The sequence below is a fragment of the Sphingobacterium haloxyli genome (assembly GCF_002980525.1).
Lineage (GTDB): Bacteria > Bacteroidota > Bacteroidia > Sphingobacteriales > Sphingobacteriaceae > Sphingobacterium > Sphingobacterium haloxyli.
The window spans coordinates 285,083-308,700 of the sequence record NZ_PVBQ01000002.1; the positions used below are offsets into that span (position 1 = coordinate 285,083).

General features: G+C 45.4%; 16 protein-coding genes. 14 read left to right on the top strand and 2 right to left on the bottom strand.

Translation table 11 applies throughout. The annotated features are described in order from the left end of the window. Positions 1–202 precede the first annotated feature (202 nt). From C5745_RS03115 to C5745_RS03135, 5 genes are all read left to right on the top strand, one after another. The gene (locus C5745_RS03115) at positions 203–1,921 is read left to right on the top strand and encodes a serine hydrolase domain-containing protein (RefSeq protein ID WP_105715506.1); all 1,719 of its coding nucleotides are present in this window, start codon (positions 203–205) and stop codon (positions 1,919–1,921) included. A gap of 50 nt (positions 1,922–1,971) precedes the next feature. Continuing rightward, a complete protein-coding gene (locus C5745_RS03120) occupies positions 1,972–2,496 on the top strand; it encodes a sigma-70 family RNA polymerase sigma factor (protein WP_105715507.1) in 525 nt (174 codons plus the stop codon). A gap of 175 nt (positions 2,497–2,671) precedes the next feature. Beyond that, complete coding sequence (locus C5745_RS03125; RefSeq protein WP_105715508.1) at positions 2,672–3,763, top strand: FecR family protein; 1,092 nt, start codon at positions 2,672–2,674, stop codon at positions 3,761–3,763. Positions 3,764–3,772: 9 nt separating this feature from the next. Further along, positions 3,773–6,814: a SusC/RagA family TonB-linked outer membrane protein gene (locus C5745_RS03130; RefSeq protein WP_105715509.1), complete on the top strand. Its 3,042-nt coding sequence runs from the start codon at positions 3,773–3,775 to the stop codon at positions 6,812–6,814. Positions 6,815–6,854: 40 nt separating this feature from the next. After that, entirely contained in the window at positions 6,855–8,510 is a 1,656-nt protein-coding gene (locus C5745_RS03135) for a RagB/SusD family nutrient uptake outer membrane protein (RefSeq protein ID WP_105715510.1), read from the top strand. A 27-nt stretch (positions 8,511–8,537) separates the two neighbouring features. Here the strand turns inward: C5745_RS03135 and C5745_RS20150 are convergent, their stop codons facing one another. Next, positions 8,538–8,678 (bottom strand): hypothetical protein, encoded by a 141-nt coding sequence (locus C5745_RS20150; protein ID WP_165793002.1) that lies wholly within the window; start codon positions 8,676–8,678, stop codon positions 8,538–8,540. 42 nt (positions 8,679–8,720) lie between these two features. Here C5745_RS20150 and radA point away from each other — a divergent pair, with 42 nt between their 5' ends. Continuing rightward, entirely contained in the window at positions 8,721–10,106 is a 1,386-nt protein-coding gene (radA, locus tag C5745_RS03140) for a DNA repair protein RadA (RefSeq protein ID WP_105715511.1), read from the top strand. An 87-nt stretch (positions 10,107–10,193) separates the two neighbouring features. Here the strand turns inward: radA and C5745_RS03145 are convergent, their stop codons facing one another. Continuing rightward, on the bottom strand, positions 10,194–11,621 hold the full coding sequence (locus C5745_RS03145; RefSeq protein WP_105715512.1) for an arylsulfatase: 1,428 nt from the start codon (positions 11,619–11,621) through the stop codon (positions 10,194–10,196). Between the two features lie 109 nt (positions 11,622–11,730). Between C5745_RS03145 and C5745_RS03150 the strand changes: the two genes are divergently transcribed. The 8 genes from C5745_RS03150 to C5745_RS03185 all read left to right on the top strand — a co-directional run bounded on the left by C5745_RS03150 (position 11,731) and on the right by C5745_RS03185 (position 23,595). Continuing rightward, positions 11,731–12,591: a DUF808 domain-containing protein gene (locus C5745_RS03150; protein WP_105715513.1), complete on the top strand. Its 861-nt coding sequence runs from the start codon at positions 11,731–11,733 to the stop codon at positions 12,589–12,591. Positions 12,592–12,918: 327 nt separating this feature from the next. Beyond that, positions 12,919–13,494 carry an RNA polymerase sigma-70 factor gene (locus tag C5745_RS03155; protein WP_105715514.1) on the top strand — a complete coding sequence of 192 codons (576 nt, stop codon included), beginning with the start codon at positions 12,919–12,921 and terminating at the stop codon, positions 13,492–13,494. 84 nt (positions 13,495–13,578) lie between these two features. Then, positions 13,579–14,553 carry a FecR family protein gene (locus tag C5745_RS03160; RefSeq protein ID WP_105715515.1) on the top strand — a complete coding sequence of 325 codons (975 nt, stop codon included), beginning with the start codon at positions 13,579–13,581 and terminating at the stop codon, positions 14,551–14,553. Positions 14,554–14,816: 263 nt separating this feature from the next. Then, positions 14,817–18,254: a SusC/RagA family TonB-linked outer membrane protein gene (locus tag C5745_RS03165; RefSeq protein ID WP_165793003.1), complete on the top strand. Its 3,438-nt coding sequence runs from the start codon at positions 14,817–14,819 to the stop codon at positions 18,252–18,254. 9 nt (positions 18,255–18,263) lie between these two features. Beyond that, positions 18,264–19,793 (top strand): RagB/SusD family nutrient uptake outer membrane protein, encoded by a 1,530-nt coding sequence (locus C5745_RS03170; protein ID WP_105715517.1) that lies wholly within the window; start codon positions 18,264–18,266, stop codon positions 19,791–19,793. Further along, the gene (locus C5745_RS03175) at positions 19,790–20,530 is read left to right on the top strand and encodes a DUF4843 domain-containing protein (protein WP_105715518.1); all 741 of its coding nucleotides are present in this window, start codon (positions 19,790–19,792) and stop codon (positions 20,528–20,530) included. The genes C5745_RS03170 and C5745_RS03175 overlap by 4 nt, the downstream gene beginning before the upstream one ends. Positions 20,531–20,533: 3 nt before the next feature. Continuing rightward, the gene (locus C5745_RS03180) at positions 20,534–22,042 is read left to right on the top strand and encodes a PKD-like family lipoprotein (RefSeq protein WP_105715519.1); all 1,509 of its coding nucleotides are present in this window, start codon (positions 20,534–20,536) and stop codon (positions 22,040–22,042) included. Between the two features lie 86 nt (positions 22,043–22,128). Next, positions 22,129–23,595: a TlpA disulfide reductase family protein gene (locus C5745_RS03185; RefSeq protein WP_105715520.1), complete on the top strand. Its 1,467-nt coding sequence runs from the start codon at positions 22,129–22,131 to the stop codon at positions 23,593–23,595. Positions 23,596–23,618: the final 23 nt, after the last annotated feature.

The following is a 23,618-nucleotide window of genomic DNA, read 5'->3' on the forward strand; positions in this document are numbered from 1 at the left end:
CAAAAAAGAACCAAAAAAATCGTCGCTGCGGATATTTGAGATGAGGGATAGTGCTAAGGATTGATTTCTACATACCTCAAATATCCGGAGGCGACATTAGAGGTTAAGGAGGGATCGTGCATTTTTGTATAGTCTTAAATAGTATTAAGAACCGTAGATGTAGAATCTTTTAATAAATTTACAATTTAAAATGATGAATAGAATGAAAAGTATCATAACTTATTTTTGCTTATTATTGCTATTATACACGTCGAGCAGTGTCGCTCAGTATAAACAGAACGTGGTTAATAAAGCGAATATGATCCAAAATTCGGGAGGACTAGTGCCGCTGAAGCGTTTGGATAGGCACCATATAGCGGTAGTTACGCCTTTTCCTAATAAATATGCTCATTTCGTGAATATGGTAGGGCGTTATGCTGATGTAAAAAGTTTTGATTTTAATCAGTATGAAGAGCACACAAAATATCATAACACCATCATTGTAGCCGGTACGCGAGAAGATTTTCGCAACGACTTATTATTGATGGTCCAACAATCGATGGTGCACAAAAAGCAGGTTATTATCGTACGGTTTGAAAATAGGAAAACAACCTCCAGTTGGTCGCCGGGTCGTTTGCAAGGTCAGTTTTCGGAGTTGGTTTACCCCGAATTTAATAAGGAAGCGCAGCAGTATGCCGCAATGTCGATTTTCGGTGGGTTAGCCATTACGCAAGGGCAAAATAAAACAGAACAGACCCGCTTACAATATGCTACAGAAAGTTCCTGCGGAGTGGATCTTGAGAATATGACGAAAACGATTGACGCCATTGCCACGGAAGCTATTCAGGAGCGCGCGACACCAGGTCTAGTCGTTATGGCGGTGAAAAATGGGCAAGTTATTTTCGATAAAGCGTATGGTACACATACCTATCACGGAAACGAAAAAACGAAAACTTCGGATATATTCGATCTCGCGTCCGTCAGTAAAATAGCAGGGACGACTCCGGTGGTGATGCATTTACAGGAGCGGGATATCATTAATTTAGACAGCACAATGGGATGCTATCTGGGACAGGCTCAAGAAACCAATAAAAAGAATATTCCGCTTCGGAGCGTGTTATTACATGAAGCTGGTTTTATCCCTTTTATTCCATTCTATCGTAACCTCAAACCTGGCGACTTGGTGCATAAACAGAATACTAGCCATCAAATACGCGTAGCTGATAACGCTTATCTGCGTAATGGCTATTACCGAGATGTGATGTGGCCCCAGATGCTACAATCTGCGGTGAAACCGACGGGAAACTATGTGTATAGTGATGTTAGTATGTATGTGATGAAAGAAATTGCCGAGCGTATGATATCCAAGCCAATGGAGGATTATGTACAAGAATTGCTGTATCGGCCGATAGGCATGCAAACCGCTGGCTACAATCCGCGCCAGCGGTTTGCAAAAGGCCGGATCGTACCAACACAACACGATACTGTTTTTCGAAAAGAGCTATTGCAAGGATATGTACACGATGAAGGAGCGGCAATGGCTGGTGGTGTGGCTGGGCATGCGGGGCTTTTTGGTACGGCAAATGATCTGGCCATCTACGGCCAATTATTGTTAAACAGAGGTGAATATGGAGGAATTCGGTATTTTAGGCCGGAGACGGTCGATTTATTTACCTCAAAGCAGTCGTCAAATAGTAGACGTGGGCTCGGTTTTGACCGAGCTGATCCGGACAAGAAAAAAGAATACCCATCCCGATTGGCAAATGAGGCTGTGTTCGGGCACACCGGTTATACAGGAACCTGTGTATGGATCGATCCAAAAAATCAGTTTGTGTATATTTTCTTGTCCAATAGGGTTCACCCACAAGTCTCAACAAAGCTACTGGATTTAAATATACGAAGCCGGATACAAGACGTTATTTATGAATTCATAAAAATGTAACATCATGTTAACCGTGGGCTACCTGTAAACCGACTAAATTTGTGCACTTTATGGAGCATATCAAAGCAATAAAAAAGGATGACCAACATGCATTCCAGCATGTTTTTAACCGCTATCATCCGCAGATTTATGGCTTTATATTGCAACGTACGAAGTCAGCCTATGTAGCTGAGGAGGTTACGCAGCTCACCTTTATCAAACTGTGGAAGCAACGTGGGATACTCAGCGAGAAGCTGGGCATCGATGTGCAGTTGTTTGGTATGGCCAGACAGGTAATGATTGATGTGCTTCGGAAAGAAGCTACCCGCTTCAAATATGAAGGAGAGTCCGCTGAAACACCCTTTACCGACAGTTTGGTTGACGCGATAGAAAGCAAAGATCTGTTGCATATTATGGAAAAGGACATTGAGAATATGCCTAAGATGAGGCGGCTGGTTTTTGAGTTAAGCCGCAAACAGGGCTTATCGCATAGAGAAATTGCCCATATGTTTTCCATTTCTCCCAAAGCTGTTGAATACCATATCAGTAAAGCTCTTTTGCAGTTAAAACAGCATCTCTACTCGGTGATGTTGTAATCGCGTAAGCTATTCTTGTGTGTCAATATGAACCGCGATTATCTCGCTGGAGCGACCTATTCATGGGAATTGCCATGCCCCACTTGACCAAACTGATCCAATAAGAATTACGGTTGCCATTATTAAATAATTATTAAGTCACTAGGGGTACCTCTTCGGGCGACGTAATACTAATATGAAGTTCGGAAGAAAACGAGGCGGCAAAGGCCGCAAATCTGAAGCAAAGCAACAGGCACGTCGAAAAATCTGGGAAGATCCGGTTGTGGTTGAAGAAATCTTTAACGATGTTGAATGGGGGAAGTATGACGGGACAACAAAAGCCGAAATACCTTCCCAAAAGATGGCGCAAAACATTGATGAAGGAATATTACATGAAAAAATAAGAATCCGAAAACGGGAACACCACCTTCGGCGATCCAATCGAATAGTACAGCTGGGTATCGCAGCATCTCTACTTCTGTTTATCTCGTTTCATTTCTGGGAAGCATCTCTTCCGTCAGACATGCCGGTTTTTGTACAGCGGGACAGCACATCATCGCCGCAGTGGGTTGTCATAACTAACGAATCTATACCTGTGGACACCATTCACCTATCTGATCGTTCTACAGTGCACTTATATAAGAAGAGCAGTATCCGATATTTAGCCGATTTTTCAGACTCGGCACGCGAAGTTCACTTGGAAGGGAAAGCTTTTTTCGATGTAGAAAAGGATGCAAAAAGGCCGTTTAGCGTATTTGCGGGAGAAACAAAAACTACAGCGCTCGGTACTTCTTTTACTATCGATACATACATCGAAGATCGACATACTAACGTAGTGCTTCATACAGGAAAGGTTATGGTAGCCTCCACGACCGGTATACCGGCTTTTGAAAGTGTGTTATTGGATCGTAAAGGTGCTAATCTCTTATTTGATGCCAATATGCGGATTGTTCAACACCGCAAAGGCGACAAGCCAGAAGTTGAAAAATCAACGCAGACTGAGACGGTGGAAACGAATAAAAACCTGTTGTCATTGGATAATATTCCGTTGCGGGATGTCTTCGTGAAGTTACAAGAAGTTTATCAAACTACCATACGGATCCGAGATAATAGCATCAATGATATCCTTTATACTGGCATTGTTGATCCGCAACACGAAGCTATCCATAATGTCTTAACTGTCATTTGTCTCATTAACGACCTCCGATTTGAAGAAGAACCCGATGGTTCTTATAACATTTACCGGCAGGATGAAGAAAAACATACGCATAAAAATGATAATCCATAATAAAAAACCATGTTTAACACGTATCAATTGAGAAAAAAACGCGTGCTTTGCGCTGCACTACTCTTCGCCGGCTTAGCTTCGGTACAAGCGCAGCAAGAGCAAGTAAAGGGCGCGACCCAGGATCAATCCGGTGAATTTCTTTCTGGAGTAAGTATCAAAGCTGTTCACGGAACATCCGGGAAAAGTTTCACCACCAGTTCTTCTGACAAAGGGTTATTCAGCTTCACTGATCTGCCTGAAGGAGGCCCCTATCAATTTATCTTCAGTTATGTCGGGTTCCAACCTGATACCCTCTCCGGCTATAGAATTCAAGCAGGGCAACCGCTTGCTTTGAGTGTAAGGTTACAACCTATCAGCACGGCCTTGGAGGAAGTTGTAATTGGATACGGCCGCGTTTCTAGAAAAGATGTAACCAGTTCCATCACTACGGTGAAGGCAGAAGATATGAACGTCGGCGTGTTTACCTCGCCCGCGCAGATGTTGCAGGGAAAAGTCCCTGGTCTGACGATTTCCACGAACAATAGCAATCCCAATGCGGGACCTTCCATGAGCTTGCGCGGGGCATCGACGTTGCGCTCCGGTGCAGCGATGGAGCCTTATTATGTGATCGATGGTGTGCCCGGAGCATCGCTCAACTTGATTGCTCCGGATGATATTGAATCGATTGATGTGCTTCGTGACGCTTCTGCAACAGCGATATACGGATCTAAAGCGGCCAACGGAGTAATTATCGTGACAACGAAAAGCGGCCGGGCAGGGCAATCCGATATTTCCTACAACGGCTATGTCGCCATGGATAAGGTGGCCAATCATTATGATATGATGAACAGCGATCAATACCGTAAATATATCGCGGATAATCCTGAGTTCTCCATGCAGCCCACCGATGATACCGGTGCGGATACCGATTGGCAGCGGGAAGTAGAACGTACCGGAAATTCAACCAATCACAATATTTCGATTGTAGGTGGAACGGAAAAAACGCAATACCACGCCAGTCTGAACACCATCCAAAATAATGGAGTCATAAAAGGTACCGATATGGGACGTCAGATCGGACGAGGCTTTTTGCAGACAAAGGCTTTGGACGACCGCTTGACGGCTTCTTTTAATATCAATGCGAGTATGACCAAACGGAACGATGTATTGGCTTGGGGTGAGGGCTTGAGTGTATACGATGCGATGCTTTACTATCTGCCGGTGTCGCCAGTACGTAATGATGACGGGTCGTGGTTTGAAGTTCCGATTCGCTCCCAATATGCTAACCCCGTTTCGTTGATCGAAGAGGCGCAGAATGTTAGAAAATCAAAGGTCCTGCAGGCGCATGCAAAAGTGGGGTATAAGATTTTACCTAGCCTGACGTACAACATCGACTTGTCTCTACAAAACACACAATACAACAATGCTGAATATTTTAGCAGTCTATCCATGGCGGCTCGTAATCAAAATGGACGTGCATTGCGCTCTGCCTCAGAGGATGAACGCCGGGTGATGGAGATGAACCTGAGTTATGACAAGACCTTCAACGGTTTGCATAAGTTCTCCGCTTTGGCGGGCTATTCTTGGGAAGAGAATAATAATGGTGATGGTTTCCAGCTGGTTACCAACGATTACTACAACGACGACTTGGGCTACTACAACCCGGGGATGGCGAATGTCATCGACCGTTTGGCAACAGGCGGACATTTACTGTCTACTTTGCGGATGATTTCCGTATATGGCCGTGTGAACTATGGGTACGACAACAGGTACTTGATTCAGGCCACTGTTCGCCGTGATGGTTCCTCCGCTTTCGGAGAAAATCACCGTTGGGCGACGTTCCCATCGGTGTCTGCTGCCTGGCGTCTGTCCGAGGAGAGTTTTCTGAAAGGATCTACCGTAGTGAACGATCTGAAACTGCGTGCAGGTTTTGGTGTCAGCGGAAACTCACTGGGTTTTGATGCGTTCATCGCGCAACCGGTATACGGTACTACTTCTTCATTTTTCGACTATGTACTGGCCGATGGTACTGTAAGGGAATTACGTACCTTGACAGCGTTACGCAACGCCAATCCGGATCTGAAGTGGGAAACAACAACAATGTTGAACGTCGGTGCGGATTTCGTCTTGCTGAATAACCGTTTGTCCGGTTCCGTAGAAGTTTATGAAAAGAAAACAACCGATTTGATTTTCGACTACGCGGTGAGTACGGCCCGTTATCGCCACTCCATGTTAACCGCTAATGTGGGCGAAATCAAAAACCGGGGTATAGAGTTTACCTTGGACGCCAAGGCAATAGCCCGCAATGATTTTGGATGGAATACCGGCGTTGTTTTATCGCATAATAAGAATGAGGTGATCAGCATCTCAAAGGGAGAATTTACACGTGACTTTATTGAATTATCGGATCTCGCCGGAGCCGGACAGACGAATGTCTTCCAGCAACGCCTGACACCAGGTGCTCCAATCGGGCAATTCTATACTTGGGAGTGGGCAGGGTATAATGACGAAGGAGTCTCCGTGTTCTATGTGCGCGATGCCGAAACCGGTGAACGTACAGGAGAAACCACCGACACGCCGGAGCGTAAAGACCAGGCGGTAACCGGGAGTCCGCAACCGAAACTCGTTATGGGTTGGAACAATAGCTTCCGTTATAAAGATTTCTCCTTGAATATGATGTTCCAAGGTGCATTCGGACAGAAAATAATGAACGGTACCCGCGCGCGGCATTCCAATGTGGTGGGCAACGCCGGCGAGAAAAATGTATTGGCAAGCGTGCTCAACACCGAACTGATGACAGACAGAAACGCACATTACTTATCAGACCGCTATTTGGAGAACGGAAGCTTTATGCGCTTGGCCTATATTACGTTGGGCTATAAAGTGCCTGTTCAAAACCTCCCGATCAAGAATCTACGGGTTTACGCAACCGTGAATAATGCTTTTGTCATTACCAACTACTCGGGAAATGATCCGGAAGTAGGTTTAGGTGGGCTGACACCGGGTATCGATAACCGGCAGACTTACCCTCGTACACGGACCCTTATGTTTGGCCTGAACTTTAATTTGTAATCCGAGGAGGATTTATACTGATTAGCAAAAAAATAAAGAGATGAACGCAAAAATAGTAAAACGATTTTTTTCGATATCTGCGCTAAGCTTGACGCTGATATCGTGCACGGATCTGGATGTAGATATTAAGTCGCAGCTTACGGAATTTCCGGATTCTGAGCGCGCCGCAGAGGCCATTATGGCTGACGTATATGCCGCGTATCGCGGTGCCTTAGGCCGCGATCACTGGATGGCGCAAACACTTTCTGGAGATGAAGCGGTGAGCGTGTCTATGGGGACCGACTGGTTTGACGGTGGTCGTTATCGGGAGTTTCATGTGCACAACTGGACGGCCGACAATGGCTTACTTCCCGGCATGTGGAACTCAGCAATCACCGGCATTACGCTGGCAAACAATGCGATTGCTCTGCTAAACGAAACAAACCCGGACTTAACCGCTCCGGCTCGTGCTATCCGTGCGTATTACTACTTTATCCTAATGGATAATTTTGGCGATGTACCGTTGCTCACGGAGCCGGTAGATGAGGTTCCGCAGCGGACAAGCCGAGCTCAAATTGCAGAATTTATCGAACAGGAGCTATTGGAAGTTAAGGACGAATTGCCGACTCAAGTAACAGCAGCAACCTACGGAAAGGCGACCAAGTACATGGCAGAGGCTTTATTGGCAAAACTCTACCTGAACTGGGCTGTGTATACATCTGGAGATGTAAGCAGCTATACGCCCGCAGCGAGCAATGAGAAACTGGATCAGGTGGTCGCCATGTGCGACGAAATCATTAGTTCCGGCCAATTTATTGTGGACAGCCATCGCTTTCTGGAGAAGTTTCGTCCCGATAATGGTCCGCATATTCGGGATTTCATTTTTGCGATGCCTTATGATCGCGAGCGGCAACACGGGATGACTTATACGCGTTTCTGGATTCACCGTAGTGCTCAGGACCAGTTTGCGCCGCTTCCACAGAGTGTAGGAGGGACGTTCCGCGTGCTACCAAGCTACTTGGACAAGTTTAATTTAGAAGGCGATGAGCGCAATGCGTCTTATATTGGAGGCTTACAGTATTATTGGTCTAACTATACCGAAGATCTGGATCGCCCCTTCTTAATCCGTACATCTAAACGAGGTATCGATCAGGACTATGATGGTCCTGACGCGGACGTTCAGTTTGACTGGCACCTAGAAACGGTGCGCGAGATCGAGTTGCGCCCAGGCGGTGGGCCAACTTTGAACGTAGGTAACGATCTTAAAGGACGCTCCATGGGCTATAGATCGATTAAATTTTACATGGACATAGCGGTAACGTCGGCGAACGCGCGGAATCAAAGTAACGATGTGCCGATCTTTCGTTATGCGGATGTCTTGTTGATGAAAGCTGAGGCGATCCTGCGCGGAGCAACACCTACCAACGGCGATACACCGGGATCGCTGATCAACCAGATCCGGGCTTATGTGAATGCTCCGGCGCTTACAATAGCGCCTACGCTAGATAATTTGCTGGATGAACGGGCTCGCGAGTTCGCCGATGAGTCTTGGCGTCGTAACGATTTGATTCGCTTTGGAAAATTTGAAGATGATTGGGGCTTCAGATCGCTGTATCCTGCGGGGTTTTCAGAGCGCTTCCGTCGTATATTTCCGGTACCAACAATGGTTCTTGACGTAAATACCCACTGGGTACAGAATCCTGGCTATCCGAATTAAGGTATATATTTATGTAGAGAAGAAACTTCAGGCACCTGGGGCCGTGCCCCAGATGCCTGAAGTTTCTTTCGTGGGTATGGTAGCTTCATCTTCCATAAAATAGAGCATGTAGAGATTTACCTCTCGGTAGTCACGGCGAAACAACACGACGATATTACAGAAGGACAAGGTTTTTTGAAAAAGTCTTCTTGTTTTTCTTATTTTCGTTCAATGGCTAAAGCAAAATCAACATATTTCTGTCAGCAGTGTGGATATGAATCAGCCAAGTGGCTGGGGCAGTGCCCATCGTGTAAGCAGTGGAATACCTTTGTCGAAGAAGTGGTAGAAAAGGCGAGTTCCAAAGTTCCCGAATGGCGCAGTACGTCCGCACCAAGCACATCACGACGGTCAAATAAAGCGGCGATTATAAACGAAATCGTTTATCAGGATGAACAACGATTAGCTACCCCCGACACCGAATTTAATCGGGTCCTTGGCGGAGGGATTGTGCCGGGCTCGCTCGTGTTGATCGGCGGCGAACCTGGAATCGGGAAGTCGACGCTGATGTTACAATTAGCGCTAGGTATACCGAAAGTAAAAACGCTTTACATCTCGGGAGAAGAAAGCGAGCGACAGATTAAAATGCGTGCAGAAAGACTGTCACAGAGCTCAAAAGCAAATTGCTATATCTTGACAGAAACCTCTACCCAGCAGATATTTAAGCAAATAGAAACTGTGCAACCTGATATCGTAGTCATTGACTCTATACAGACTTTGCATTCGTCGCAGATCGAATCGGCTCCAGGCTCGGTTTCCCAAGTGCGTGAATGCACGGCGGAACTCCTGCGTTTTGCAAAAGAGACAAGCACACCGGTATTTATCGTTGGCCATATTACCAAAGACGGTTCTATTGCGGGACCGAAAGTATTGGAACATATGGTGGATACGGTGTTGCAGTTTGAAGGTGATCGCAACCATGTGTATCGAATCCTGCGAGCTGTAAAGAACCGTTTCGGTTCGTCGTCCGAGCTAGGGATATATGAGATGCAAGGTTCGGGACTCCGAGAAGTTTCCAACCCTTCGGAAATCATGATTTCACAGCGAGATGAACCGGTAAGCGGGGTTGCCATCGCTGCTATGTTAGAAGGGGTGCGTCCATTGATGATCGAAGTACAAGCTTTGGTAAGCAATTCGGCCTTTGGAACGCCGCAACGAACCTCTACAGGATTCGACACGAAACGTCTAAGCATGCTATTGGCTGTGTTGGAAAAGCGCTTCGGGTTCCGGCTCAGCGCACAGGATGTCTTCTTGAATATTGCTGGAGGATTGCGTGTAGAAGACCCTGCTATCGATTTGGCGGTTATCGCGGCATTAATATCCTCTCAACAGGATATCCCATTGCCGTCGCAGGTAACATTTGCGGGAGAAGTCGGGCTGTCCGGCGAAATTCGGGCCGTAAACCGCATAGAACAGCGAATTACAGAGGCAGAAAAATTGGGGTTCGAGGGCATTTTTATTTCAAAATATAACACAAAAGGGCTAGATGCTAAGAAGTACGACATCGCTATTCGTCCGTTAGCAACATTAGAGAATTTATTTAGCGCTTTGTTTGGATAAAAAAGAAAATTAGTACTGAAAGTCCCTGGTCGAAGAGCAGGAAGAAGTAATACGCTGGCGTTTGCCTTTCGTGAAGATAAACGACAGCTATTTTATTTGCTTTATCAAAGGAAAAATAGGACTCTCCCGATGGGCCTCATCGATGTATTTTCCGAGTTTCTTCGCTATTTTGCCATGCTTACGGATGATATTATCGCGCTCTGCCGGATCGTTCTTCAAGTTGTATAGCTCTTCGATCGTTTGACTTCCATCTTTAACTTTGAGCCTTACCAATTTCCAGTCGCTTGAGCGAACAGCCTGTCTTCCTCCGTCCTCATGAAACTCCCAGTATAGATACCGATGCTTGCGTTGTTTTCCTTTTCCAGTGAGTGTGGGTAATATCGAAATCCCGTCTGTAGAATCGGGAATCGAAACGCCGGAGACTTCCGCGAGTGTCGGCAATACATCCCAAAATGCAGCTACAAGTGACATCGTATTTGCAGGACTTATTTTGCCCGGCCAAACCGCTAACATAGGAACTCTAATACCACCTTCGTAGAGGTCGCGTTTGTATCCTTTTAATCCGGCAGAGCTGTTAAAAAATTGCGGATCGGCACCACCTTCCCGATGCGCGCCGTTATCACTGGTGAAAATAATCAAGGTGTTCTCGGATAGCCCCAATTGTTCCAGTTTGTCTACGATTTCACCGACGTAGTTGTCTAGCCGACTGACCATGGCTGCAAATGTGGCACGGGGTTTCTCGACCGAAGCATACCCAGGAATGGTGGCATGCGGCCCATAATCGTTTCCCTTGTGCGCCGTCTCTGGGAAGCTCGCGCTATATTGCTGATAGAATTCATCGTTCGGTCCTGCCAATTCCGCATGCGGAAGGACTGTTGGCACAAAGAGGAAGAAAGGTTTGTGCTGGTTCTCTTCAATAAAAGCTAATGTTTTTTGCTGGATTAGCTCAGGCGCATAGTGTATTTTTTGTTGCAAATTATTCCCTTCCAGCACCATCTTTTCAGCATTATGCCACAGGTGGGTAGGGTAGTAGCGATGAGATTGACGTTGACAATTGTAACCGTAAAACTCATCAAATCCTTTTTCTAGCGGATCTCCGGATGTGCCGACCATACCCAACCCCCATTTACCAAATGCACCTGTTGTGTAACCGGCTTTTTTCAGCAACATGGCAACCGTTGCGATACTATCGGCCAGCGGTTCCTGTCCTTCCGGCTGGACTTCTTTGTTTCCGCGGATGTAGGTATGCCCTGTATGTTGTCCTGTCATCAGTGCGGAACGAGAAGGTGCACATACGGATGTGCCCGAGTAGAAATTTTCAAATCGCATACCACGGCTAGCGAGTTTATCCAGGTTAGGTGTTTTAATTTTTTCCTGTCCGTAAGAACCTATGTCGCCGATACCCAGATCGTCGGTTAGAATAAAGACAATGTTTGGTTTCCGTTGTTGTGCCGTGGCAGATATGATCATACCGCTTAATAATAGAACAATTAACGGAACGGTTTGTAAATTCATATGATCGAAATAATCAAGCGCGATGCAAAAAATTGAAAATCTTAAACTACAACTTTAAATATAAGATTATTTTCTATTTTTATTCCCTAATTATATAGGACAGAAGAATATGGCATCAGGTATTTTTGCAGTTTTGGATGATATTGCGGCGTTAATGGATGATGTAGCGGTGACGGCTAAGATCGCTACCCGTAAAACCGCAGGTATATTGGGGGACGACTTGGCTGTCAACGCAGAGAAAGCAACAGGTTTTTTGTCCTCTCGGGAACTGCCAGTGCTTTGGGCGATTACAAAAGGCTCGTTTATCAATAAGCTTATTATCGTTCCGATTGCATTGTTGCTAAACGCTTTTTTTCCAATTGCTATAAAAATCGCTTTGATTTTAGGAGGTTTTTACCTTGCTTATGAAGGGGCGGAAAAGATTATCGAATATTTCTTTCACCGACCAAAAGTTACGGGAGCCATCGTGGAAGAAAAAGAGGAAGAAAGTTTAGACGTGGAAAAAGCAAAAATCAGGTCAGCGATAACAACCGATTTTATACTTTCCGTTGAGATCGTTATCATCGCGTTAGGGACAGTTCTGGATAGAACTTTGACCATACAGATTATGACCGTTTCTGTCGTCGCTCTGTTAGCAACCGTGGGTGTTTATGGCATTGTTGCGCTTATTGTCCGTATGGATGACACCGGTTATAAGCTAATTAAGTACGGAAATGGACAAGGTTTTTCGTCTCGCTTGGGACATTTGTTGGTCAAATCCTTGCCCGTGATTATTAAAGCTTTGGCGATTATTGGTACTATAGCACTGATATTGGTTTCAGGCGGCATTTTTGTACATAATATTGACTATATCCATCACCTTTTCCCATCTCTTCCCGCTATTATTAAGGAGTTTATGGTGGGGTTAATTGTTGGTACAGTAACGGTGGCTATTATCACAGGAATAAAAAAAGTCTTTATAAAGAAATAGCTGCTACGATCATGTCTTTGCACGCATATTAGAGGATTTTTTCAACTTTGAAATTTTTTGTAACAATCCTTTTTATTATAATTTTCACAAATTATTGCTCGTAATTCTGTGTTTTTGAGAAAGATGTTATATTTGAGCAAATTAATGTCTAAACTAACATAAAAAAATAATCTATAGTTTTAATAGACTTTATTTTTATATATATTATATTTGCCTGGTGTTCCAGTTAGTATATAGCACTATAATAATAGGGTAGGGTCTAAGCATACCCTTGTTAACACGGTGTCCGTTAAGGATAGTATGGTAAAAAGAGAATGAGGCATAAATATGAAAGTGCTGTTTGATAATTTTGACAAAAAGCAATATGTAACCGCCATCAAAAATGGAGACAAGGAGGTCTTTGCGCAAGTGTATGCATACTATTGGAAGAGATTGTTAGCCATCTCATTTCAGCACACAAACGATAAAGAGATGGCGGAGGAGATCGTACAAGATGTCTTTATTTCTCTTTGGCAACGCCGCAATATCCTTGAAATAGAACATTTATCTAGTTATCTGGCTACAGCAGTCAAATTCTCTACCTTTAAAATGTTGCATCGCACACGCCGGCAAGAAATGATTCGGGATGCTGTTTTGCCAAAAAATGATCATCAGTTAGACGAAGAAGTGATCGATGCCCGTTTTTTACAAGAGTATGTCGATGGTATTGTTGAAAAATTACCAGAAAGATGTCGATTGGTGTTCCAGTTAAGTCGAAAAGATCAAAAGTCTCACCAAGAAATAGCAAAAGAGCTTCACATTTCAGAAAAAGCGGTCGAAGCTAACATCACAAGAGCGTTAAAAGTGCTGCGGATTAACTTGCGTCGGGTTGGTTTTAGTTTATTTTTCCTTTTTTTTATTTAATATTCTCGATTTTTTTTTGAAAAATAAATTTTCATGTAGGGATACCCTATCCAATATGGTACTCTCTATATAACAACCGGATTTATGGACAGTAATGAACTACATCATTTAATTCGTAAATACTTGCAGGGAACGGCAAGTACAGCAGAACGTGAGCGTCTTTTGAAATGGTACCGACAGGATACCGACGACGATGTGTTTTGGGAGACGGAGAATCCGGGTGAAGAGGAACTGGTGCATAATCGTATCCGGGATAATGTATGGACGATGCTGGATGAAAATGCAGCGAACCAAAAAACTGGTAAACGTCTTTGGTTGTATGCCGCCGTAGCAGCAGTATGTTTGGCAGTTTTGGGAATAGGCTTTTGGAAACTGAATGATAAAGGGCGTGAAGCATTGATCGCAACATCACCAAAAGAACAGTCGGAAAATCGATTTGTATTGTTGTCAGATAGCTCCCGTGTTGTTCTTCGGCCCGGTAGCAGATTGGAGTACAAAACGGATTTTAAGGGAGCTACCCGTGAGGTTTCCTTGGTAGGTGAAGCCTATTTTGATATCAATAGGAAGGAAAATCAACCTTTTATCATACATACCGGAAAAGTAAAGACCGTCGTCTTGGGAACGGCCTTTACAATAAAAGCAACTGATGGAGAAGAAGAGGTAAAGGTAATGGTACAGCGTGGAAAAGTACGGGTGGAACGTGAAGAAAAGATCATGGCGGAACTGACTGCAAATCAGAAGGTAGAAGTGCATTCAGCAGTCGAAGTTCCTAAACAGGAGGCGCTGGCAGCAGCGGATAGCACATTTGATTGGACAGCGGAAGACATGCGTTTTGATGCACAGGCTTTCGGAGAACTGACCTCGAGACTGGAGCGCCGATATGATGTAGAGATTCGTTTCAAGAACCCCGATTTAGCACGTTGTCCCATAAGTGGGAAGTTCAGCGGGCTGGAAACACTCGAAGAAGTGTTGGGCTTTTTATGTACAGCGCGTGGAGCAGTTTTCCGACGAAAGGGACAAGTGGTAGAGATAGACGGAAAGGCCTGTATTAAAAAATAACGTAAAATCAACTAAAACATAGACACTGGTCATTTAATTAACTTAATAACGCATGGAGAAAAATAAGAATCACGATCCTTAGTACAATAAGATAAAGAAAAAAAGCCCCTGTAGCCGTAGGAAGCAAAAACAGGGAGCTTAGGTTTTTAAATTTTTGGTAAAACTTTAACCCAATACAAATAATGCAAAAAATCTTGTTTTTTGCAAGCAGAGAGCCGTGTTGTTTTCCGTGCTTGCATAAGCGATTTAACTTTCTTTTCCTTATGAGGGTCAATTTAATCTGTGGCATTCTGCTGACCTTGACAATTAATCTTTTAGCTTCTAGTTCCATTCTGGGGCAGAATATCCATACGAATACAGTTGAGTTAGGTATTCGCACAGCTACCTTAAAAGCTGCGTTACAGCAGCTGGAAATGGAAACGGGTATGAATGTTTTCTATCCGAGTGAAATTGTAGATAGATATGGAGCGCCCGTCCTGACATCTAAAAAGCGCACGATTGCGGAGGTTTTAGATCTCTTACTGCAGGGGAAATCGCTCGGATATAGCCAACGTGGAAAGAATATCGTGCTTTTTGAGAAGAACATTCCCTTCGAAAGGGGAGATCAGACAGCACAGCATCGTGTCGTCAATGGACAAATTCTGGATGCTTCAGGCAAGCCGTTAGGCGGTGTATCTGTCTATATCCGGGATTGGCGAGAACTTCCGCCGGAATTGCGAAATATCTCCAGCACAGCAAGCGACGAGAATGGTATCTGGTCTTTGCCAGTTCCGAGCGATACGACTGTTCTTGTGTTCTCGTCTATCGGTTATGAAAAACAGGAAATTCGCGTGGGAAATAGAAGTTCACTAGCTGTGACTATGCGACCCGACCAAGCTACACAAATTGAAGACGTAGTCGTAACCGGTCTATTTGAGCGCCCAAAAGAAGTGTATACTGGTGCCGTGCGTTCCTTTAATCAAGAGGAACTACAGCAGGTAGCAGGAAATAACGTGCTGACGGCACTTAAATCCTTAGACCCTTCTTTCCAAATGCCGGAGAATATCAATATGGGCTCCAATCCGAATGCTTTGCCGGAGATTACGCTGCGTGGAGGCAATAGTCTCGTAGACCCGAGTGGAACAACCACCAGTCCTTTTAATTACGAAACCGCGCCGAATACACCCCTCTTTATTTTGGATGGCTTTGAGGTGTCGCTGACGCGGATTAACGACCTCGATCTGACGCGCATCAAATCGGTAGACCTATTGAAAGATGCAACGGCGACTGCGATTTATGGATCCAGAGCGGCCAACGGTGTGGTGGTGATCGAAACGGTACGCCCGGCTTCCGGCGATCTGCGGATTACGTATACGGGCAATATGTCCTTGGAAATGGCCGATCTGTCGGACTATAACCTGCTGAACGCCCGCGAGAAATTTGATATTGAAAACCGTACCGGCGTGTACTCCTTTTACGGGGATACCCGCATCGAACAACAGCTGGAGCATTACTACAACCACCGACTTTCGGAAATCGAACGGGGGGTGAATACCGATTGGACAACCTTGCCGATACAAGTGGGGGCAGGACATAAACATAATCTTTACATAGAAGGTGGCGATGAAAGTATACTCTACGGTATCGGTGGAACCTACTTGAATACGCAGGGGGTAATGAAGGGATCTAGTCGCCGCAACATATTAGGAAATGCGTATCTGGCCTATCGAAAAAATGGTTTGAATGTGCGCAATGAGGTGACGGTCACTAGCAATCTGGGCAAAAATTCGCCTTACGGCACCTTCCGGCAGTATACACGCCTGAATCCCTATTGGACACCGTACAACGATGATGGCTCGTTAAAGTATTTTCTCGAAACAGTGTATGACGAAAGAGGCAGACGCTTGACGAATTTCGATTCCTACGATAACTTGGACGGCATTATCCCGTCGAACAACAATCCGGTGCGACCGATGAATCCGCTATATAATGCGAATTTAGGAGTGGTTGACCAAACGGGTTATACGAATATCATGAACAACACCGCACTGCAATGGCAGGTGAACCCTTGGTTACGACTGACGGGTAGTGTGGCTTTGCAGTTTCAGTGGGATGAGTCGGATCGCTTTTTGCCGGCGCAACATACGTCCTTTTCGGCTACGGAAACTTTCGAGCGCGGCTCTTACGATAAAGGACATGGCAAGCGCACCAATTATGATATCAACCTTGGCGCGAATGTAAACAAAGCCTTTGGCAAGCATTTACTGTTTGGAACGCTCGGGATGAATGCACAGCAGGTGAAGAGTTTTTCCAACCTTTATACGGTTGTCGGTTTTCCGAATGCCCGCATGGACGATGTGACGCAGGGGCTGGGTTTTCGGGACGGCAGCAGTGTGACGGGAGACGAAGGATTTACCCGTTTGTTGGGTGCTTTTGTGAATGGTTCTTACGCCTATGATAACCGTTTTTTGATGGATGCTTCTTTTCGCCTGGACGGATCTTCGCAGTTTGGAGCGAACAACCGTATTGCCCCTTTCTGGTCGTTCGGTGGAGGATGGAATGTACATAATGAGCCGTGGTTGCAAGAAGAAGAATGGCTGAATATGTTTAGGCTGCGTTACTCCTTCGGCTATACCGGCTCGCAAAATTTTGATTCTTATCTGGCGAGAACAACCTCCCGTTTCTATAACAACATGGATTACCGAGGCATGATCGGTTCTTACTTGTTAGGTTTCGGTAACGATGATCTTTCTTGGCAAAAAACGCAAAAGAATAACCTTGGTTTCGATATCAATGTATTTAATCGCCTGAATGTCGTGGGTAACTATTATATAGAAACCACACAGGGTTCTATCGGTACGGTGACTACAGCGCCTTCCTCAGGTTTTACGAGTTATTCCGAGAATATCGGTGATATGAAAACGAAGGGGTATGAACTTTACGTGCGTTACAATATTATTAACTCCATGTCTAATCGCAACAATTGGGCGGTTTTTGCGAACTTGTTCCGCGTAGACAACGAGATCACCAAGTTGTCAAGCACCTTGGAAGCCCTGAATGGGCGGGCAGACACGACATTGTCCTCCGTGCCGATTACCCGGTATGCCGTTGGGCAGTCCACCAACGCCATTTGGGCCGTGAAATCACATGGGATTGATCCGGCATCGGGCTATGAGATTTTCGAGAAACAAGACGGCAGCTTGACCAATATCTACGATCCCCGCGATCAAGTGATTATTGCAGATGGCCGCCCGAAACTGGAGGGAACCTTCGGAACAAATTTTGAATACCATGGTATTGGGGCCAACGTATTCCTTCGCTTCCGGATTGGCGGTTATGCCTACAACCAGACGTTGGTTGATCGGGTAGAAAATGCCCAGGTAAACATCTATAATGTAGATCGCCGTGTGGCGGAAGAGCGTTGGCTGCAGCCGGGAGATGTTACTTTTTTCAAGGGCTTGCTTGATTATAATGGTTTTGCCATTAATACGCCGACTTACAACTCCTCGCGCTTTGTACAACGCAGTGATTTGCTCTCTCTGGAAAGTGTTTCGGTATACTACCGCTTCAGCGGTGCGCTAAACAAACGCCTAAACCTGTCGAATACACGCATTACTTTGTTTAGTAACGAATTGTATCAATGGTCGGCCATTCAGCGCGAAAGAGGTTTAGATTATCCGTTTTCCAGAACATTTACGTTGCAGTTTACGACCTCATTTTAAGATAAGACCATGAAGAATATAAATAGAAATATACAAACCTTGGGCTTCTGCCTTGTGCTGATACTCACAACGGTGTCCTGTAATAAATGGCTGGACGTCCGTCCGTCGAACCAGTTCGATGAGGGCGAGCAGTTTCAAACGGCACAGGGGTACATCGATGTGCTGGTTGGGGCTTACCAATCCATGAACGATGAAGCGACGTATGGCGCCGAGCTGAGCTTCCGCTTTGTAGACGTGCTGGCACAATTATATGCGAATAAGAGCAATAGCAGCACCGATTATTATGGCTTATCCGCCCGTTATGCATACACCGAGGCGAACGATAGCCAACATAGTCCGAGAGCCGTCATCGAGAACCTTTGGGCAAAGCAATATAACAGTATTGCGCAGCTGAATTATTTGTTGAAGCATATGGACACCCAGCCGGCGGAATTGTCGGAAAAAGATTACCGCCTGATCAAGGGAGAGGCGTTGGCTTTACGGGGCTTCCTGCATTTCGATTTGCTGCGCTTATTTGCGCCGGCTTTCAGCGAGGCAACAGCCAATGAACCGGCAATTCCGTATGTAACGGAATTTACCGTTTCGCCGAGCGATGTGCTGACTGCCGCCGAAATTGTGGAGCGCATAGAAACGGATATGTTGGCGGGCATCGCCTTGCAGGAGGAAATGCAGAACATCGATCAAATAGCGGGTAATCAAGGAACGACTGTGATCGGTGCAGAGCTGTCCTATATGTTCCGCCAAAATCGCATGAATTACTGGGCGGCGAAAGCCTTGTTGGCACGAATGTACCGCTATGCCGGCGATAAAGAGAATGCAAAGACTTATGCGGATGAGGTGATCAATAGCGGATGGTTCTACTTTTCGCCGATTTCGGGAAGAAACTATGATGAACGAGATGAGCGCTCCAATATTATTTTTACCTCCGAGCATATCTTCTCCCTACACCATTCCCGTCTAAACGACGTAGCGGATGACTTCTTCAAGACTAATGCTTTAGAACCCGAAGGAAGAGACCTGTTTAATACCCAATCGGTGTTGAACGGTATCTATGAAACTACTGTCGATGGCCTGGGTTCGGACATTCGCTCGTCGCTTGCTTCACCAAGCCGCTGGTCGCCCCATAGTAATTCGGCCGTTTATTCCAAGAAATATTATTCCGATCACAGTACGAATGTTAAGCAGCGCCTGATACCGTTGATTCGTCTGCCGGAAATGTATTATATCGCTGCAGAATCGGCGGAGTCCTTAGTAGAAGCTCGGGAATACCTGAATGTCGTTCGCGAAGCACGAAACATCGTACGTCCTTTTACTTCCGAAAACCTTCCGGATGAAGCTGCTTTGCAGGATGAACTATTTAAGGAATACCGGAAGGAATATTATGCGGAAGGGCAGCTGTGGTATTTTTATAAGCGCTTTGGCTATGCTAGTTTGCAAAACAGCGTTTATTTCGGAACTATGAACACCGTGTACACCTTGCCGATTCCGGATATGGAAATAGAGTTTAACCCTGACTATCAAAAAGGAGGAGAAAAATGAAAAAAAGAACGATATACGGCCTGTTGGCTCTGTTGTTGATACTGGGATGTAAGGAAGATGAACGTCTCATGTTTGAGGACGAAGCCAGTGTATATTTTGGTGCGCAATTGAATAACGGCGGTTTTTATAGTCTTGATTCCCTCAACTATTCCTTCGCCTTCGAGCCGGAGGAGGTGGAACAGGATACCTTCTACGTATATTGCCGGATTACAGGACTGGCGGCGGATCACGATCGCAGGATCAACTTTGTCGCCGATGAAGGTAACGATGCGAAATCTGGGTACCACTACGAGATTTTGAACCCGCTGATTCCTGCAGGTCAATATGGTAATGATATTGCCATCGTGTTGTACCGCCAGCCCGGACTGCGGGATTCTTTGGTAACCGCTTTGCTACGTATCAAGGATTCAGAGGATTTGCGGGCAGGATACAACGATACAGGAGCTCAGCCAGTTGGACGATCGGAATATACCCGTCGGGAGTTTAAGTTTACCATCACCGACCAGTTGCTGAAGCCAACGAATTGGGACAGCTCTTGGCTGTCTTCTTTCGGGGAATATTCGGAGGTGAAGATCCGCTTTATCAGCAGTGTGACGGGATACACCAGCTGGGGAAGCAACCCCTTGCCGCAGGATAGAAATTTTATTGTGCAAACGGCTTACCAAGCGTTGTATAATTACGAACAGGAAAACGGCGATTTGATCGACGAAAATGGTAACCCGGTTAAATTTTATTAGGCAATGAAGAAGATGAAAATAATAGGATACATGCTGCTGCTTATCACGATCGGCGCATGTACAAAAGATAAGAATAATTTTTCCTACGAAGAGCCGATTACCTTTGATATTAGCGATGTAGAAGCGCCTGATGTCATTGAAATTGGTCTAGGGCAGCACTTAAGCCTGTCGCCAAACGTTGACGATTCAAAGGGTGATTACAGCTATCTCTGGATTGCTGCGCGAAATAATTCGGCGGTGAGCTATCGTGAGCCAAGAGATACACTGAGTAGGGAAAAAGAACTAGAAACAGCGATTTCTGACTTTTTCATTCTTGGCGAACCGTATCGACTTACCTTTAAAGTAACGGATAATAAGAGTGGGGTTTCTGGGTTTTATTTTTACGACCTGCGCATCACCAATCGCTATAGTGAAGGTTGGATGGTTTTGGAAGATAAAGGAGGTTTTGCAGACTTTTCCATGTTGCTGCCGGATGGCTCGATAGAGCGTGGTATCTATTCGCTGGTTAATCCGAATTATCCCATTGCGGAGCCCCTGATACTCAGTCTCTCCTCAGGTTCAGTAACAGATGATGTCTCGCCCACTGGAAGAAAATTATACGTTGCAGGCAAGCACGATGCGGTAGAGCTTGATCCGTTGACCCTGCAGATACGCTATAATCTGGATGCCCTATACTTCGTGCCTCCAGCCACCAAAAACTTATCCTTTATCGGCTGGTCGGGAACGAATTTAGGTGTAATCCTTAACGACGGTCTTTTGCAGGCGAATATGACCGGTGGTTTTCCGGGCGCGAAGAAGTTCGGACCAAGTATGCAAGCACCTGGTGTGGAGTACGACTATCAAATCGCGCCTTTCACCGCGAATGTTGGGGAACACGATTGGCGGGCTCACCCCATCGTTTATCAGCACATTCTCTACGATCAGCAAAATCAACGTTTTTATACGACTGGTGGACAAACCATAGATGCTTTTCCGACCAATGCGAGCAATACGTCTATTTTCGATATGAATGATGTTGGCTTAGGTATGCATTATATGGGTGTGGCTAATGTAGCTAATGTACATAATGCCGTGATGTACGAAGGTACGCAGCCTTATTTGTTGCAATTTTCTTGTGTCACCACCGAAGGGAATCCGGTAATTACGCGGATGAAACAAACGATGAATGCTCCTTATATTCTGGATACGGAAGCGACGAGCATCGCCTCTTCATCCCAATCGGCACATATCTTTTACGGCTATGAAAATCGACTATATCGCTACGGCGTCAATGCAAATTCGGCAAACCAGCTGCATACATTCCCGGCAGGCGAGAAGATTATCAATACGAAGTTTAAAGCCATAGACGATAATGGTCGTGAATACGGTGAACTGCTGGTCGCGACCTGGAATGGCCAGGAAAGTAAATTGTACCTATTCTCCGTATCCCTAGCGGGTGTCGTCAGTGAACCCAGCGAAGCCATCGCCGGTTTTGATATGGTTTTGGATATGGTGTATAAAGGCGAATCGTAGGGCGTAGTGCCTATGCGTTGTAACAAACATGCATACGCCCTTGCGGAAAAAAGCAATTAAACAATAAGAAACAAGAAAATATAACAATGAAAAAGTTAATCACAGCAGCCCTGGCCTTCGCTGCAAGCGCAACCATGGCACAAAGCAGTCTGCAAGAAAAAAGAGCGGAATATGCGAAAATAGTCGAATCCGGCTCGAAAGCAGAAAAAGACACGTTAGCCAAGGGACTGTTTGACGTAGCAAAAACCTCCAAAGATGAAGGTGATCTAATTTTTGCCAGCAATTTCATTTACGGACTCGGCTATGAGGATGCCGCGGATTCCATACGCAAAGAAATTGTTCGCAAGTTTCCGAAAGGTGTAGCTGCGCGCGATGCTTATATACAAGGCTTTTATGACTTGGAAAGCACTAAAGAACAAGAAAAACTGTTTAAGAGGTGGGTGAAAAAATGGCCGATGGAAAAAGTAGAAGGCGATAAACTCAACTACGATTATGTGATAGCTTCGCTCGCGCGTAGCTTTGCTGCTGAGGGTGACGAGGCGAAAGCACTTTCCTATGTTGAGCAGATGAATGAGCGTTTCTGGCGCGCGCAAGGCTATATCCCGGTAGCGACAAGCTTCCTGCAGCAAGGCGATACGCTGGCAGCAATCCCGTTGATTCAAACAGCGATTAACGACGCGGAATATTATATCAATCTCCCTAAGGAACAAAAGGACAACAAAGCGGGTTTTGCGGCCGTAGGGTATCCGGGTTACGTCAGTCAATTAGCGGAAATATACGATGCTCAAGGCAAGCAGACGGAAGCAATGCAGCTTATCGAACGGGCAATAGCTTTAGTTCCAGAGCAGGCCTCTCGCTTTAGCGGCACCTATTTTAAGGGACTAGAGGCTGCTGGTCGTAAGTTGGAAGCTTTGCAACAATTGGAAATCCTCTATAAGCAAGGTACCTTTACATACAAAGATAAAATGAAGGAACTGTACGCGGTTATGAACGGATCAGATCAAGGGGTGGAAGCTTATTTTACACGATTGGATGGGGAAGTCATCAAAGGAATCCGAGATCATATCAAAGAAATGGAGGTGTATAAACCTGCTCCCGCATTTGAGCTGTTGAATCTAGAAGGAGAAAGCGTTTCGCTGGCAAGTTTGAAAGGTAAAGTCGTAGTGCTCGACTTTTGGGCGACTTGGTGCCAACCCTGTATCCGTTCTTTTCCGGGAATGAAAGCCGCACAGGAGATGTATGCTGCGGACGACGAGGTCCAGTTTCTGTTTATCAATACCTGGGAACGCGATAAAGAATACAAGTCAAAAGTGCCGGCGTTTATTGAGAAGAACGGATACCCATTTGAGGTCTTGTACGATGACCAAAAAGACCCGGAAACCGGAGCGATACTCGCTACAGAAATGGGCGTTCGGGGTATTCCAGCTAAGTTTATTATCGACAAAGAAGGGAATATCCGTTATTTCTTAACAGGATCTACACCAAATGTGGACTATATCAAGTTAGAGATGAAGGAACTCATAGAAGCGGCAAAGATGCCGTATAAAGGTTAGGATGACATAAAAATAGCGGAAAG

Bases quoted from the DNA above. Each gene is read 5' to 3' on its own strand.
- C5745_RS03135 (WP_105715510.1), top strand. From the start codon at position 6,855: ATGAACGCAAAAATAGTAAAACGATTTTTTTCGATATCTGCGCTAAGC.
- C5745_RS03120 (WP_105715507.1), top strand. From the start codon at position 1,972: ATGGAGCATATCAAAGCAATAAAAAAGGATGACCAACATGCATTCCAG.
- C5745_RS03160 (WP_105715515.1), top strand. From the start codon at position 13,579: ATGGACAGTAATGAACTACATCATTTAATTCGTAAATACTTGCAGGGA.
- C5745_RS03175 (WP_105715518.1), top strand. From the start codon at position 19,790: ATGAAAAAAAGAACGATATACGGCCTGTTGGCTCTGTTGTTGATACTG.
- C5745_RS03145 (WP_105715512.1), bottom strand. From the start codon at position 11,621: ATGAATTTACAAACCGTTCCGTTAATTGTTCTATTATTAAGCGGTATG.
- C5745_RS03150 (WP_105715513.1), top strand. From the start codon at position 11,731: ATGGCATCAGGTATTTTTGCAGTTTTGGATGATATTGCGGCGTTAATG.
- C5745_RS03115 (WP_105715506.1), top strand. From the start codon at position 203: ATGAAAAGTATCATAACTTATTTTTGCTTATTATTGCTATTATACACG.
- C5745_RS03185 (WP_105715520.1), top strand. From the start codon at position 22,129: ATGAAAAAGTTAATCACAGCAGCCCTGGCCTTCGCTGCAAGCGCAACC.
- C5745_RS03165 (WP_165793003.1), top strand. From the start codon at position 14,817: ATGAGGGTCAATTTAATCTGTGGCATTCTGCTGACCTTGACAATTAAT.
- C5745_RS03130 (WP_105715509.1), top strand. From the start codon at position 3,773: ATGTTTAACACGTATCAATTGAGAAAAAAACGCGTGCTTTGCGCTGCA.
- radA (WP_105715511.1), top strand. From the start codon at position 8,721: ATGGCTAAAGCAAAATCAACATATTTCTGTCAGCAGTGTGGATATGAA.
- C5745_RS03180 (WP_105715519.1), top strand. From the start codon at position 20,534: ATGAAGAAGATGAAAATAATAGGATACATGCTGCTGCTTATCACGATC.
- C5745_RS03155 (WP_105715514.1), top strand. From the start codon at position 12,919: ATGAAAGTGCTGTTTGATAATTTTGACAAAAAGCAATATGTAACCGCC.
- C5745_RS03125 (WP_105715508.1), top strand. From the start codon at position 2,672: ATGAAGTTCGGAAGAAAACGAGGCGGCAAAGGCCGCAAATCTGAAGCA.
- C5745_RS03170 (WP_105715517.1), top strand. From the start codon at position 18,264: ATGAAGAATATAAATAGAAATATACAAACCTTGGGCTTCTGCCTTGTG.